This window comes from Streptomyces sp. NBRC 110611 (genome assembly GCF_001590865.1).
GTDB lineage: Bacteria > Actinomycetota > Actinomycetes > Streptomycetales > Streptomycetaceae > Streptomyces.
On the sequence record NZ_BBUY01000001.1, the window covers coordinates 292,574 to 306,155 of the forward strand.

General features: G+C 70.1%; 9 protein-coding genes. All 9 read right to left on the reverse strand.

The genetic code is table 11. The annotated features are described in order from the left end of the window. Nucleotides 1-13: 13 nt before the first annotated feature. The 9 genes from AZE13_RS01255 to AZE13_RS01300 all read right to left on the reverse strand — a co-directional run bounded on the left by AZE13_RS01255 (nt 14) and on the right by AZE13_RS01300 (nt 13,552). Complete coding sequence (locus tag AZE13_RS01255) at nt 14-400, reverse strand: GPW/gp25 family protein (protein WP_066925673.1); 387 nt, start codon at nt 398-400, stop codon at nt 14-16. Nucleotides 401-813: 413 nt separating this feature from the next. Next, the gene (locus AZE13_RS01265; protein WP_066925679.1) at nt 814-1,338 is read right to left on the reverse strand and encodes a phage baseplate assembly protein V; all 525 of its coding nucleotides are present in this window, start codon (nt 1,336-1,338) and stop codon (nt 814-816) included. A gap of 34 nt (nt 1,339-1,372) precedes the next feature. Next, a complete protein-coding gene (locus tag AZE13_RS01270; protein ID WP_066925682.1) occupies nt 1,373-2,515 on the reverse strand; it encodes a hypothetical protein in 1,143 nt (380 codons plus the stop codon). After that, nucleotides 2,508-2,888, reverse strand: coding sequence for a hypothetical protein (locus tag AZE13_RS01275; protein WP_066925685.1), 381 nt, complete (start codon nt 2,886-2,888; stop codon nt 2,508-2,510). Before AZE13_RS01275 ends, AZE13_RS01270 begins: the two co-directional genes overlap by 8 nt. A 3-nt stretch (nt 2,889-2,891) precedes the next feature. Continuing rightward, on the reverse strand, nt 2,892-3,563 hold the full coding sequence (locus AZE13_RS01280; protein WP_066925689.1) for a hypothetical protein: 672 nt from the start codon (nt 3,561-3,563) through the stop codon (nt 2,892-2,894). 27 nt (nt 3,564-3,590) lie between these two features. After that, nucleotides 3,591-4,391: a hypothetical protein gene (locus AZE13_RS01285; protein ID WP_066925692.1), complete on the reverse strand. Its 801-nt coding sequence runs from the start codon at nt 4,389-4,391 to the stop codon at nt 3,591-3,593. A 49-nt stretch (nt 4,392-4,440) separates the two neighbouring features. Next, the gene (locus AZE13_RS01290; protein ID WP_066925695.1) at nt 4,441-11,217 is read right to left on the reverse strand and encodes a DUF4157 domain-containing protein; all 6,777 of its coding nucleotides are present in this window, start codon (nt 11,215-11,217) and stop codon (nt 4,441-4,443) included. Next, on the reverse strand, nt 11,214-11,594 hold the full coding sequence (locus AZE13_RS01295; RefSeq protein WP_258527525.1) for a hypothetical protein: 381 nt from the start codon (nt 11,592-11,594) through the stop codon (nt 11,214-11,216). The genes AZE13_RS01290 and AZE13_RS01295 overlap by 4 nt, the downstream gene beginning before the upstream one ends. Then, nucleotides 11,585-13,552 (reverse strand): ATP-binding protein, encoded by a 1,968-nt coding sequence (locus AZE13_RS01300; protein WP_066925698.1) that lies wholly within the window; start codon nt 13,550-13,552, stop codon nt 11,585-11,587. The genes AZE13_RS01295 and AZE13_RS01300 overlap by 10 nt, the downstream gene beginning before the upstream one ends. Nucleotides 13,553-13,582 lie beyond the last annotated feature (30 nt).

Sequence of the window (13,582 nt, forward strand, 5' to 3'; positions counted from 1 at the left end):
TCCCGCCCCGCGCTCATATTCCGCCCCGTCCCTCGAACACTTCATCGCGCCGGCTCGCGGTGGAGCGCACCACATAGCGCAGATACACGCGGACGGCGTTCTCCTCGCTCACCACGTCCAGCGATTCGACCTCGATCAGGTCGCCGAGCCAGCGTTGCAGTGATGCCTGTACCGAAAGCTCCACGGCGGACGCCAACTCGGGACTGTTCGGCGTGAAGACGAGATCCAGCAGCCCGCACCCGAAATCCGGCCGCATGACCCGCTCGCCCGGACTCGTGAACAACAACTGCTCGATCAGATCCCGCACATGGGCATCGTGGTCGGCATGCGCGGTCCGCCCTCTCCGGTCGATCCGGAAGGGAAACGCGATCTCGGTACGCACCTGCCTCCTGGTCCTCATCGGCTGGAAACCCCCTGACGGCCGCCCCGGCCCCGGTGGACGGACGCGATGACCGGCGGCCCCTGCGGCACCAGGTCCGCGCTGAAACACATCCCTGTCGCGCCCCCCGTGGACCCTGTCAGCAGCACCGGCACACCGTCCACGCGTACGGCGTGATCGTCGGCGTCCGGGGGCCACCGGATGGTGGTGCACGGTCGCGGCCGGCGGTCGACGGAGTGCGGACACCCGCTGACTGTGATCACCTCCGCCGCGGTGACCACGGACGCGCCATCGATCAGTACCTCCGCGCCCACGCCCGCACGCGTACCCGCGCCCCCGGCGGATATCGCCCGCCCGCCATGCGGGCAGCTGATCAGCGCACCCCCGTGAACAATATGTCCGTCAGCCATCTCTCGTTTCCTCCCCCGTTTCCCTCAGCGCTTGTTGGGCACGATCAACCGGCCCTCGTTCACATCGACCCGATCTCCCCGTACGGAGACCGAGGCCCCGAACCCATTGCTGATATGGACGCCCGTGGCATCGATCCGCACATACGCCCCGCCCGGCGCCTCCAGCAGAATCCCCTCGGTCGGCACGTCCGACATCACGATCTTGTGCTTTCCGGGGGTCTGGACAACCACCGGACGTGCGGTCGCCGGATTCCGCTGCGCATCCTCCGGCAACTCCTCCCGGCTCCCGTACCAACACCCCACCCAGATCGGATAACTGGGCTCCCCCTGCTCGAACTCCACCCACACACCCGCCCCGACGGACGGCACGACCACCTGCCCCGCCTGCGGTCCGGTGAACGGAAAACACGGCAGAGCCCATGTCGACGGCTCGTCGCCGAGGACATCCGGAACCTGGACGATCAGCCGTCCCCGTCCCATCGGATCGTTGTTGTCCACCACCCGGCCGCGGAACTTGCCGAGAAAGCGGTTGTTCGGTGCGCCAGCCATCTGTGTGCGTCTCCTGGATCTCCTGAAAGCCCTGCTACGGACGTACGGTGCCGCTACGGGCGATGAGTCCTTCTCTCGACAGCGTGAAATTCTGCTGGTACGAGCCCGGCCGAAGAAGGGTCGTCACGCTCTTCACGTAGTAGTCGCCGTCATACGTGACCCCGGCGCCCCGCACCCCGACCAACTCCCTTGCGCGCAGCACATATCCATGCCGCACCACATCCAGCTGCCCGGAACCCGAAATCGCGTCGGCGCTCGTCGCGGCCCGCCCCAGCGCCTCCGCCTTCGCGATCGCCTCATCCCGCTTGGCGGTTCCGCTCAGCGTCCTGCGCTGGAGGGCCGGCGAAGCCCGCCGGCCCAGCGGCGGCCGCAGCGGACTGATATCCGGCTGGGCGAGCAACGGCGCCTGCCGCGTCACGGGGTCCTGCACCCGCGCCTGCGGCTCCTCCCTCGCCGTCCCGTCGTAGGCGAACGTCAACTGATCAACGGTCGACTGCGCGTCCATGTTCACGTTCAAGGCGTGCTGCCGCCGGCCCAGTCGCTGTTCGGGTCCCCAGAACGCCGTCGACCGCCCCGGTACCGGCCCCGGATCCAGATAGAACGTGTACCCGTTCGCCCTGGCCAGCTCATTCACATACTGCAGATCCGTCGCGACCTGGCAGTCGACCCGGAGCTGTTCCCTCGGGGGCTGCGGAATCTGCTCCCGGATGATCCGGGCATCGATCCCGTAATCCGCGTACTTCCCGAGGATCCGCTCGACCCGCTGCGACGGTGCGAGGTTCGGATACCGGTCGGCTCGCTCCTCCAGGTCCATGAGCAGGGTGAGGTCCTCACCGGTGAGGGTGAGGGTGGTCTGTCCCGGCTGATTGCTGGCCCCCACCTCCTGCCGCACGATCAGCCCGTCCAGCAGCACGAACGAGGTTCCTTTGATGGACACGGCCACGATCACCCGGGTCTTGGGATCGAAGAACCCCTCCGGCAGCAACCGTTGCGCGAGGGCCCCCTTCTTCGTCAGGTCGAAGGCGATCTGAAACCCCGACCGCTCACCCGCCGTACTCGTGATCTGCGCCGTCAGCAGCGCTTCGGTCACCTCGTGCGGTACCGGGCGGGCCGACTTCGGCCCCATGTAGAGCGAGACGTGGACCGGCCCGCGCCCCACCGGCTGGTCATCACCCATTGCGCACTCCCGGCCCGCCCGTTCCGCCGGGGAACCCGCCCGGCAGCGGTACGGCTATCTCCTCCCCGGGCTCATCCGTCAATTCTCGCGGATCCAGCACCGGGTTCCTATCGGCGATCTGCCACCACTGCCCCGGGTCCCCGAAGTACCGCTGCCCCAGCTGATCCGGGCGCTCGCCACTGCTAACGGTATGCGGCACGGTGTCCTCCGCGGCAGCGTCCGGCATCGGCAGCAACCGCCGCTTGGCATACCGCACGTCGGTGCCGTCCGCGGCCCGGTGCACCCCGATCGTGACTCCGCTGTACCGGCTGCTCCGCGGATACGGATGCGCTCCGGGAACGTCGTCCAACGCCCGCTCATACGGCTCGATCACGCCTCAGATCCCCCTCCCGCCGAGTCCCAGCGCCGCGAAACTCCCGCCCCGCGCCGCCCGGGCCAGCTGCTCCTTCTGCGCCAGGTGTGCCAGGTACAACTCCGCCCCCCGGTGTCCCGCCGGCAGATCACTCACCGTCAGCACCTTCATCCCGATACTGAGCGAGGCCCGGATCGGATTGAGGTGGACATCGAACGCGGACTCGTTGACGGACAACTCCGTCAGCCGCACCGGCATGACCCGCTTACTTCCCCACGTGAACAGCGTCAACGGCGTCTCGATCGGACTGATTTCAATAGTCCCCTTCTGGCTGAGACGCGACGCGGCCCGCAACTGCGCCGTGGTCGGCTGCACCAGCATCTCCAGCACCGCCAACTGCGGATGAATCCCGTCCGGCGCCGCCACATCCAACTGATCCGTGGCATCGATCTCCGCCGTGAACTTCCACGACTCCTGCGCCGGCCCCTTCAGCCGCAGCGCCTCGTTCCGGTCCCCGCTCCCACTGCCCCCTCCGCCGCCATCCCCTTCCCCGCCGGCCGCCTGCGGTTGCAACGACCGTTCCAGAGTGTCCGGATTGAATTGCAGCACAATGATCCGCTGTGGTGTTCCCCGCTCGGGATCGACGACGACGATGCCGGAGCGGATGGGCTTGGGGATATCGGCGTATCGGGTCATGTCTGGGAACTCCGGTCTCTGTAAAGGTCACTCTTCGTCGGGCTCGTCGGGCTCGTCGGGCTCGTCGGGCTCGTCGAGTTCGGTGAGGGCGAGGCGAACCTCGTTCGCCGGAGAGGGGGCATCGGACGGCCAGGACGCGATAAGCCGTTCGATCAGTGGGCGGTATGTCGCGACGAGATCTTCCTCGGCCAAGTTGAGTGCGGCCTGGGCCTGAATCTTCAGATCGGGATCTTCGGTCGCGCGGACGAGAGTGGCGATCGCGTCCTCGGACCGTGCACTGCCGGTGGCGTTCAGGGCATGGATGCGGTCCGTGCGCCGCTCCTGCTGATCGAGCGCGATCTCCTTCAGCATTCCCAAGAGCTGCGGGTCGGGGGTCTCGGAGTTCCACAGGACGCCCCCGGCCACCTCCAGTGCGACATTGCGCACCTCTGGAGTGCGGGCGTGTCGGATGATATCCACCAGCAGAGCGGAATCCTCGGCTTCGGCCAGATGGGTGATCGCGTACAAGGCACTCGCATGGTTCGCTCCCTCTCCGGTGTGCGGGCTGAGGGCAGCCGGGGACGGCGGTTCCCGCAGCACCGCCCGGGCGATCGTGAGGACTTCGGCGGAGTGGCCGGAGAAGGGGTTGTCCGTACCGAAACGCCGTGTGGCGTCCGCGACCTGGTAATGGTCCATCGCGATCCCGACGGCCACCGGGTCATTGCTGCGGAGCAGTTCCAGGAACGCCGTGATGCGTTCCGTCCGTGGCGCCGGTGAAGCCAGCACCTCATGGGCGTGGGCCAGCTCGGGCGCGCCGAGATGGCAGCCTCGCCAGTAATGAGAATGCATGTACCCCAGTTCCTTTCGGTGGTTCCCCGGCCGGCGGTCGAGCCGCCGGTCAGTCGATTCTTACGATGGCGCCCGGCGGGATGGCCTTGAAGATCACGACTTCCTGGGTGCGGATGACGTCTTCCGTCGCTCTCAGTACGCGGCTTCCCGTGGTGTTGTCGATGAGGTCCCAGGTCCGTTGACCGTAGTGGGTGGTGAGGTCGGCGATGGACTCCCGGGGGATCTGCGTCAGGTCGATGAGGACGATGCCGTTGCCATGCCGCTGTGGTTCGTTGTCCGGGGTACTGAGCTTCCGCCCCTCTTCGCCTCCGATGTGGTGTCCATTCGGGTCCAGGATGTCGCCGTCGAGTTGCTTGGACGCGGATATGTACTTGGACGGGTAACCGCCCATGGCGTGCTGCCCCGGGGTATTCGCCGGCCGATTGGGGCTGCGCATCGAGTTCTTGTTGCGTTTCTGCTTCTGCTGTTTCTGCTGCTTGAAGGATTCGGAGCTCGAACGCATCCCCTTGCCGTTGTTCACGCGCTCAAGGTCCTCCGGGTTCATATTGCGCCGCAGGAAGCGCGGCACGAGTTGGTTCCGCTGGTCCAGTACGTACTCCTGGCCGTCGGGCCCCTTGATCAATTTCTGGCTTTCGGCCTGGTGCGGTTCGCGGCCCTGTTCCTCGTACCGCCCGCCGCGCTTGAAGGTACCGATGCCCGAAGGGGCGGTCCTGCGGTCGGGGCGGATCAGGGAGAGGAGGTGCGAGTCCTGATGGTCGTCCCACTTCAGGCGTTCGCCCTTCTTGAGCAGCGGTGCGGCAACCTGCTGGCACATGTGCTTGATGTCCCGGATCTCCGCGTCCTTGGGCATGGTCTGGAACCTCGCGGCTATCGCCGCACGCAGCCTGGCGCTTTCGTCCTTGATGTCGAAGCCTTCATACCGGTCGTCGAGTTCGAGGTAGGCGACGTTGTCGTCCCAGACGGCATGCTGTACCCGCCGTTGCGGGTTGAGCGCCGCCGTGATGTCGAACTCCGGACGCCCCTCGGCGGACAGCCGGGTCAGCCGGTACCAGGCCTGCAGCGTGGCGAGGAGGGAGCGGAAGGGAATTCCGTCGATGCCGCGCTTGAGGAGCGGGCGGAGCTTGGGGCGTATGCGGTTGACGATCTGATCGAGCCGACGTGCCTTGGACTCTCCGGAGTCCTCCTTCTTCTTCCGCTCCTTGCGGTGCTGCTTCTTGACGTCGGTGCGATGCTTCTTGTGGTCGCGCAGACGATCGCGCTTCTTTTTGAAGAAGTCGCGCGTCCTCCTGGCCGTGTTTTTGAGGGACTTGCCGAGCTTGGACTTGCGCAGCTTCCTGCCCAGGGCCTTGCCGGCGTTACGGACCTTCTTGAGCGCGGACTTGACCTTGCCTTTGATCTTCTTCAGGGCGCGGCCCAGGGGAGAAACGGGCTTGCGTGGTTTGGTCCGCTTGGGGGCCTCGGTCTCCTTCTTCTTGGTCGGCTTGTCGTGCGTCCTGTCCTTCTTGCCGTCGGTGCTGCCGTCCTTGTTCCTGGCCTTCGGGCTGTCGCGTTCGTCCTTCTCCGGGGTCCTGTCCTTCGGGCCGCCCTTGCCGTCGGTATCGGGGGACTTCGCGTTCTTGGCCTCCGGGCTGTCCTTGCCCGGCTTCGATCCCGGGGCGTCCCGGTCGGGGTGCCTGGTCGGTGACGGGGTCTCGTCCTTGGTCTTCTGTGCCCTGGTCTCGTCGTCGTGTTTCTTCTTCGCCGGGTCCGGGGACTTGCTCGCCGGGCGGCCGGTGGGGTGCGTCCTGGGCTGGTGCCTGGGCTGGCCGCCGCCGGGGGTCCGGTCCGTGGAGGCACCGGGGCGGGCGGGGAGGCGCGGGCCCTTCGGCTTGGCGGGGCGGGCAGGCTTGCGGAGAGCCTGGGCGGCCTTGCGGGCGGCGGCCTTGGCGGAGTTGACGGCCCTGCCGGCGACCTTGCGGGCGCCCTTGCCGGTCTTCTTCAGGCCTGCGGTGATCTTCTGGGCCATGCCCTTGAGGCGTTTACCGACGCCCTTGGTCGCGGAGGACAGGCGGATCAAGAGGAAGTTGCTGATGAAGTCCAGCAACGCCACCACGCCGGCCGCCACCGCTTCGGCGAAGAGGCAGGCGGCCGGGCCCGCCTTGACCGCTTTCAGGTAGGCCCAGAACTTACTGAAGGCCGAGAGAATGGAGCTGATGCTCTGCCAGGCGGCCATCAGGCCCTGGACGATCGTGAGGATCGCACCCGCCGCCGGGACGATCATCGAGACGACCTTCTCGATGACCAGGGACGCGATCATCATGGGGAGGGACGCGATGATCGCGTCCCAGGCCATCTTGCCGATCTGCTTGATCGACATGCAGCCCTTGACGAGGACGTTGATGACCGCCTTGCCCAGGCCGAGGATTCCTTCGACCTTGGCGTCGAACCACTGCTTGACGGCCGTCTTGATGGCGCCCCAGAGGTGTTCCTGGATACCGGTCTTGGCGGCGCTGCCCGCCTTTTTGAGCCAGCCGCCCGGGTCCGGGGCGATATCGGCGACCAGGGCCGCGAACTTTCCCAGGGCCTCGATCGCGGCCTCGGCGAACTTGATCGCGGCGGTGATCACGGCCTGGTAGGCCTTGATGACGGCCTTGATGCCGGCTTCGAGAGCGGACAGGAGTGCGTTGAGCCCCGCGGCCAGTGCGTCGAGGAGGGTGTTGACTGCCTTCTTGAGGCCGTCGGCCAGCTTGTTGACCGCGGCGATCGCGGCGTCGCGCAGACCCTCGATGGCCTTGCGGAACTTGTCGCGGAGTTCGGGGAAGGCGGCCAGGAGGACGTCGCCGATGGCGATCAGGGCGTCGGCGACGGCGGTGATGGCCTTGACGGCGAAGTCACGTACCGCGTCGATCGCCTTGTTCGCGAACTCCTTGAACTTGTCGATGACGCTGTTGATCGCGCTGCGCGCCGCATCGAAGATCGCTGTGACGGCGTCCAGCAGGCCCTTGAAGAAGTCACCGACGGCGTCCAGCAGCTTGCCGAAGAGGCTGTCGGATTCGCCCTTCTTCTCTTCCTTCTTCTTCTCGGCGTCCTTCTCGGCCTGATCGGCCTTGGTATCGATGTCCTTGTTGTCGTGGTCCTTGCGGTCCTCGACTTCCTTGTCCTTGCCGTCCCGCTCCTTGGTGATCTTCTGGTTGCCGTCCTGGTGCTCCTTCTCCGTGTCCTTGTCGGCCTTCTCGATCTTCTTGTCCTGCTCGTCGCGCCAGCTCTGGCGCTCCTTGCCGGCTTGTTCGGCGGCCCGGCCACGCTCCGCCGTCTGCTGCTCGGCGTTGCGCGCGACCTCGTTGTCGATCTCCCGCTGTTTCTCCTGCTTCGACTTCTGCTCGCCCTGCTGGTGTTCCTTCTCCTTGGCGGCCAGGTCGGTCTGCGACCGGGCCGCCCCGCTCCTGAGCTCGCCACCGCGCTCCTGCTGTGCGACGACACCGACGTGCCGCTTCGGTGCTCCGCCGGCCGGCTGCCGTCCGCCGCCGCGGCCGATCGCCCGTCCGGACGCCTTGCCCGTCAGCTCCTCCTCGGGAGCGTCAGGGAAGATCTTGTCCTCGCCCATCGGCTTGGACGCGTCCGCCCGGCCGGTGGTCTGGATGTCGCCCTGCTTGTCCTTGAGCTTCTCCGCCTGCTTGTCCGTACGCTGCGGGTCGCTCTCCCCCTCCAGCTTGATCTTCGGGGCAGGCCCGACCGTCTTGTTGCGGAGTTCCGGGTCTGTCGTCGGCACCCTGTCCGCCGCCGCCTCGACGCTCTTCGCGTCGCCCTCCGTCAGCTTGCCGTCCTTGCTGGGCGGCAGCTCCGGCGTCCTGACGTTGTCGGTGGGCTTGGCGCCCTGGGCCTTTTCACTGCCCTTGGCCTCTTGCTTCTTGCCCTGTTCTTCGGGCCCGACCCGCTCCAGCTTGCCCGTGACCGCGGTCTCGGGCGCCTCGGCCTCCGGCGGCCCGGGCTGGGTCTGCGGCGCACCCGAAGGCCGCTCCCGCTTCGGCGGGTTGGCCTCCAGCCGCTTCTGCTCCTGGCCGATCTTCTTGTCCGCCGCCCCGTCCACGCCGGGCATGGCGGCCTGCGCCTGGTCCGGCGAGAGTTTGCCGACGGTGCTGAGCGCGGCCTTCGGGTCCTGCCCCGAGACGTCCGGCGGTTCTTCCTTCTTCTCCTCGGCGGACTTCTCGCCGCCACCGCCCCCGCCGCACGAACCGCCCTTCTCCTCCCGCTCCGCCGCGGGCTCCGGCGGCGCACAGCCACCGCCGTCCTTCTCCAGCGAGGCGTCGGGCTGCGCCTTGGCACCTTCGGGCGCGGGCGCGCCCATCTTCCCCGGATTCTCGGTCTGTTCGGCCGCCGGGCCGACCGCGGCCCGGGCGGGGGAAGGCGCACCGCCCGGACCGGCCGCGGCCGAGGGCGCGACGGCCGGCTCGGCCCCGCCGACCGTGCCGCTGGGCGCCGCCCCCGGCCCGGCCTCCTTCGGCACGGCGCTCTTCGCCGCCGGCGCCTCGCGCTCGCCCCGTACGGGTTCGACCTCCCGCCGTACCGCGGGGGAGGGGTGCCGGTCCTGTGTCGGCGTCTTCTCCGTGTGCGCACCGGCCGGCGGGGCCGGCGAGGCCGCCGCGGCACCCGGGCCGGGACCGGCGCCGGTACGAAGGGCGGCGGGGCCGGCCGGCTTCTCCGCCGCCGCGCCCTCCGGCTGCCCCTTGGCTTCCTGCTTCTCCTCGTGCTCGTCCTGGTCCTTCTTCTCCTGCTGTTCGTCCTGGGCCTCCTTGGCGTCCGGCGACTCTTCGCCGTCGCCCGAACGCCCGTCCCGCTCCGCGTCCTTGTCTGCCGCGTCCTGCGCGGCCGCCCTGGCCCCGTCCTCGTTCTCGTCCTGCTGCTGTCCGGGGTCCCTGCTCTCCTCGTTCTCCTGCTCCGGCTGCGGCTTCTCCCCGCTGTCCGGGTCCGGACCGACCTCCTGGTCGGCCGGCTTCTCCGTCTGCAGGTCCTTCTCGCTGCGGTCGGGGCTCTCGGACGCCGGGCCGTGCTCGGGCTGCGGCGCCTCGCCCTCGACGGGGCCGCGCTCCTCGCCCGGCGCCTTGGCCTCGGCCTCCGGCGCGTCCTCGTCCTCCTCCTCGTCGGCCTCGTCCTCCCGGTCCTTCTGGATCTTCTCGGCCTTGGTGGGCGGGGGAGCGGGGAACGCCGGCATGGCGGGCCGGGCGCCGCCCGGCATCCTGCTGTCCGCGGCCGGGACGGACGACAGATCCGGATCGGCCCCGGGCAGATGGTCCTCGGGCTTCAGCTCCGCCTCGCCGGTGCCCGCACCGCCGCCGCGCTGCTCCTCCTGGCCGCCGTGGACTTCGTTGTCCGCACCCGCCTCCAGCCCGATCGGCTGCTCTGCCTCGCGCGGCTCGCCTTCGTCCTCGTCCTTCTCGTTCAGCCCGTGCTCGGACAGTGCGCTGTCGCGCTGCTCGGCCCGCTCGTCCACCTTCTCCGGACGGACCGGTCCGGGCTGCTCCCGCCGCTTCTTGTCGACCTCCTCCTGTTTCGACCCGTCCGCCGGCTTCTTCGCGTCGTCCCTGCGCCTGCGCTTGTCCGCGCCCGGCCGGTTGGCCTGCTCCGGGTCCTGCTCCTCCCGCTCCCGCTGCGCCTTGCGCTCCTCCTTGGTGCGCTCGGCGCCCTCCTGGCCCTGCTCGGCCTGCTCCGCGTCGGCCCGGTCGGCCTTCTCGCGTTCCTCGCCCTGCTTCTCCTCGTCCCGCTGCTGTTCCTCCTGGGAGTCCGCGAGCTCCTCGGCGCGCTCGTCCTCCTGCGCCGTGCGCTCACCGGCCTCCTTCTTCTCCGCCGCCGCGTCCTGCTGCGCCCGGGACTGCTCCTGCGCCCGCGCCCCGTCCCGCCCCTTGGCGTCCTCCTTCTCCTCGGCGGCGTCCTCGTCCCGCGCCTCCTGCGACGTCCGCTCGCGGTCCCCGCGCCCGGCCGCAGCCGCCCTCTCGTCCTGGACCAGCGCGAGAGCGTCCGGGACCGGCTCGGGAACGTCCGACGGCTGGAGGGCAAGGGGGGCGGTGGCCTCGGCCTCCGCCGTCAGATCCAGCAGCCGCTCGAACTCGGAGGTCAGCAACCGGACTTCGAGCCGGTCGAGGACCGACTCCTGGAGTTCCGGTCCCATCCGGGCGAGCTCCGCGCGCACCCGGCCCGACAGATCCTCCGGATCCCCCCGCAGCGACCGCAGCACCCCGTTCGCCAGCCGGTCCACCAGCGTCGCCGGGTCGACCTGCTCGATACGGGAGCGGTCGGCGCCGGCCGTCGCGTAGCGGAGCCAGCCGGGAGTCGCCCGGCCCGGTGCGACCTCGGCGGCCGGGTCCTCCTCGCGTACCGACCCCCGCAGGGCGTCCCGCACGGAAGCCCGCGCCGCCGACTCCGCCTCCCGCTCGACGGATTCCTGCGGCAGGCTGACGGCGCCCAGGTCGCGGCCCGCGCGAAGGGCCCCCAGCCCGTGCGGGTTCTGGACGGTGTGCAGCAGCTCATGGGCCAGGAGCCGCCGGCCGTCCGCCGTGCCCGGACGGTAGGTGCCCGCGCGGAAGAAGATGTCCTGGCCGACGGCGAGGGCGTCCGCGCCCATCATCTCGGCCAGCTGCCCGGAGTCCCGGTCGGTGTGCAGGCGGACCTGGCCGAAGTCGTGGCCGAGCCGCTCCTCCAGCTCGCGCCGTACGCTCACGTCCAGGGGCTGGCCCGCGCCGCTGACGATGTCCTTCGGCTCCGGGGCACGGGACCTGCCGGAACGTTCCCTGCGCTTGCGGCGCTTGTCGTGGGCGGCCGAGCGGGCGTCACGGGCGGTCCGGGGCGTACTCATCGCGGATCCCCCCGTCCGGCGAGCCCTGCGTGTACCGCGCGTGCCAGTGCCTCGCCCAGGCGCGTGGGAGAGGTGGTCGCGGGCAGTGGCGGCAGCCCGGTGAGACCGTCCAGCGCCACCCCCGCGCCGTCCGCCGCCAGCGGCACCCCGCGTTCGTGTACGAGCCGGGCCAGCTCGGCCTGGAACGCGGCGGTGACGCGGCCGGGGTCGACGCGCGCGTCGAAGCCGTCGAGGACGAGCTCGCCGATGTCGATACGGAAACGGGACGCCGCTTCCGCCGGGCCGGAAGGCGACTGCGGCGGACCGGAGGCCGACCGCGGCGCGGGCCCCGCCGGACCTGCGCCCGGTCGCGTGGTGGTGATCTCGTTCAGACCCATCCCTGGACCTCCGACGGGGTCAAGGAGCGTTCCAGCTTCAGGTACTCGGTACGGGCCGCGGCCAGCATGTGGCGCATCTGGAGGCGGTCGCCCTCGTCGGCGGCGAGGAAGGCCCCGGAGAGGGCGATATTGCGGATCGAGCCGCCGGAGACGGTGAGTTGGGCGAGCAGCGCGGGCTCGATTCCCTTCATGGGAGCCTGGGCGGGCAGCACCCGGCGCCAGATCTCCGCCCGCTCCTTCTCCCCCGGGAAGGGGAAGTCGACGACGAACCGGATACGGCGCATGAAGGCGGAGTCCAGGGCCTTCTTCATGTTGGTGGTGAGGACGGCCAGGCCGCGGTACGCCTCCATCCGCATCAGCAGGTAGCTGACCTCCAGGTTCGCGTAACGGTCGTGGCTGTCCTTGACCTCGCTGCGCTTGCCGAACAGCGCGTCCGCCTCGTCGAAGAGGAGCAGCGCCCCGCCCCGCTCCGCCGCGTCGAAGACCGTGCTGAGGTTCTTCTCCGTCTCACCGATGTATTTGCTGACGACCTGGGAGAGGTCGATGATGAACAGATCCAGGCCCAGCTCCTTGGCCATGACCTCGGCGGCCAGCGTCTTGCCCGTACCGGAGCCGCCCGCGAAGAGCGCGGTGACGCCCAGGCCGCTGCGGAGCGACTTCGCGAACCCCCATTCCTGGTGGACGGTGCCGCGCCGGCGTACGTGCGCGACGATCTCCTGGAGGATGCGGGTCTGCCGTTCGGCGAGGACCAGATCGTCCCAGCCGGCCCGTGGCTCGATCCGGCGGCCCAGCTCGTCCAGCCCCATCCGGGCCTCGGTGAGACCGGCCTGCCAGGCCAGCTCGGCGGCGTCCAGGGCGCCGGAGGACGGCAGATCGCGGCGCACGGTGGCGGCGGCCGACCGTACGACGTGCGGCGCAAGCTGGAACTGGGCGACGAGGGAACCGAGATGATGCTCCGTCAGCTCGTCGATGTCCGCGAAGGCGTCCCGCCAGAGGCCGAGTTGCTCCTCGTCGGAGAGCCTGGTCACGGTCACCCGTTCACCGCGGGGGTGGCCGGTCCGGCGCGGGTCCGGGCTGGAGACGACGAGCGGGACGGCCGCGCCCACGATGAACGCGTCGGCGGCGGCGTGCTGCTCGCGGTCCAGCTCGCCGACCTCGACGAGGAGGGCGGCGGGCAGCAGGACCGCCTCGCGCTGCCACAGCCGGGCCAGCCGGTCGCGGGCGGCCGGATCGGCCGGGATGTCCTCGGCGGCCATGGAGTACAGGCCGAACCCCGCTCGGGCGGCGGCGGTGGCCGCGATATCGGCGCGGGTGCGGAGGTCGGCACCGACCAGCTCCACCCGGAGCGGGGAGTCCGGACCGGCGGCGGACCAGCCTGCCGCGACCCGGTCCGCGGCGGCGTCGTACGACGGCGGCAGCGTGCCGGGTGCGTGCGTACGGCGCAGCAGCCCGTGCAGCTTGGCGTCCAGATACGGCGAACCGACCAGGAAGTGCAGGATGCGCTCGTCGAGGCGGAGGCGGGTGGTGGTCAGGCGGGTCTCGTCGTCCAGCGCGATCAGCTGCCAGCGGCGCAGCGGGGCGACGGGGGTGAGGGCGCTCCAGTGCGGGTCGGTGAGCGCGGCCAGGGCGAGGGAGAAGGTGGGGTGGGTGTGGCCGGGGTCGGCGCTCGCGGCGGCGCAGCGGGCGCCGGTCGTCGGGTCCAGTTCGGCCGCGGCGGCCAGGAGGACGATCTCCTGCTCGAAGGGGCTGAGGCCGAAGCAGGCGGTCAGCGCGTCGAGGCTGGGGAGCGGCGGGAGCGGGGTGGTGGGGGAGGGGAGGTCGGGGCCGGCACCGGCATCGGACCCGGTGGTGCGGCCGGCCCGCGCCGCGTGCGCGTCCAGGCGCGCCAGTACGCACCGGACGGCCGCGGCCAGCGCGGCGCCGGCTGCCGCCTGCGCCTCGTCGCCACCGCCGCCCATGTCCCACACTCCGCCCGCTCCGTGCACTCC

Excerpts from the sequence above, each read along its gene's own strand:
- AZE13_RS01295 (WP_258527525.1), bottom strand. The coding sequence starts at position 11,594 with ATGGGTCTGAACGAGATCACCACCACGCGACCGGGCGCAGGTCCGGCG.
- AZE13_RS01285 (WP_066925692.1), bottom strand. The coding sequence starts at position 4,391 with ATGCATTCTCATTACTGGCGAGGCTGCCATCTCGGCGCGCCCGAGCTG.
- AZE13_RS01300 (WP_066925698.1), bottom strand. The coding sequence starts at position 13,552 with ATGGGCGGCGGTGGCGACGAGGCGCAGGCGGCAGCCGGCGCCGCGCTG.
- AZE13_RS01270 (WP_066925682.1), bottom strand. The coding sequence starts at position 2,515 with ATGGGTGATGACCAGCCGGTGGGGCGCGGGCCGGTCCACGTCTCGCTC.
- AZE13_RS01280 (WP_066925689.1), bottom strand. The coding sequence starts at position 3,563 with ATGACCCGATACGCCGATATCCCCAAGCCCATCCGCTCCGGCATCGTC.
- AZE13_RS01255 (WP_066925673.1), bottom strand. The coding sequence starts at position 400 with ATGAGGACCAGGAGGCAGGTGCGTACCGAGATCGCGTTTCCCTTCCGG.
- AZE13_RS01290 (WP_066925695.1), bottom strand. The coding sequence starts at position 11,217 with ATGAGTACGCCCCGGACCGCCCGTGACGCCCGCTCGGCCGCCCACGAC.
- AZE13_RS01265 (WP_066925679.1), bottom strand. The coding sequence starts at position 1,338 with ATGGCTGGCGCACCGAACAACCGCTTTCTCGGCAAGTTCCGCGGCCGG.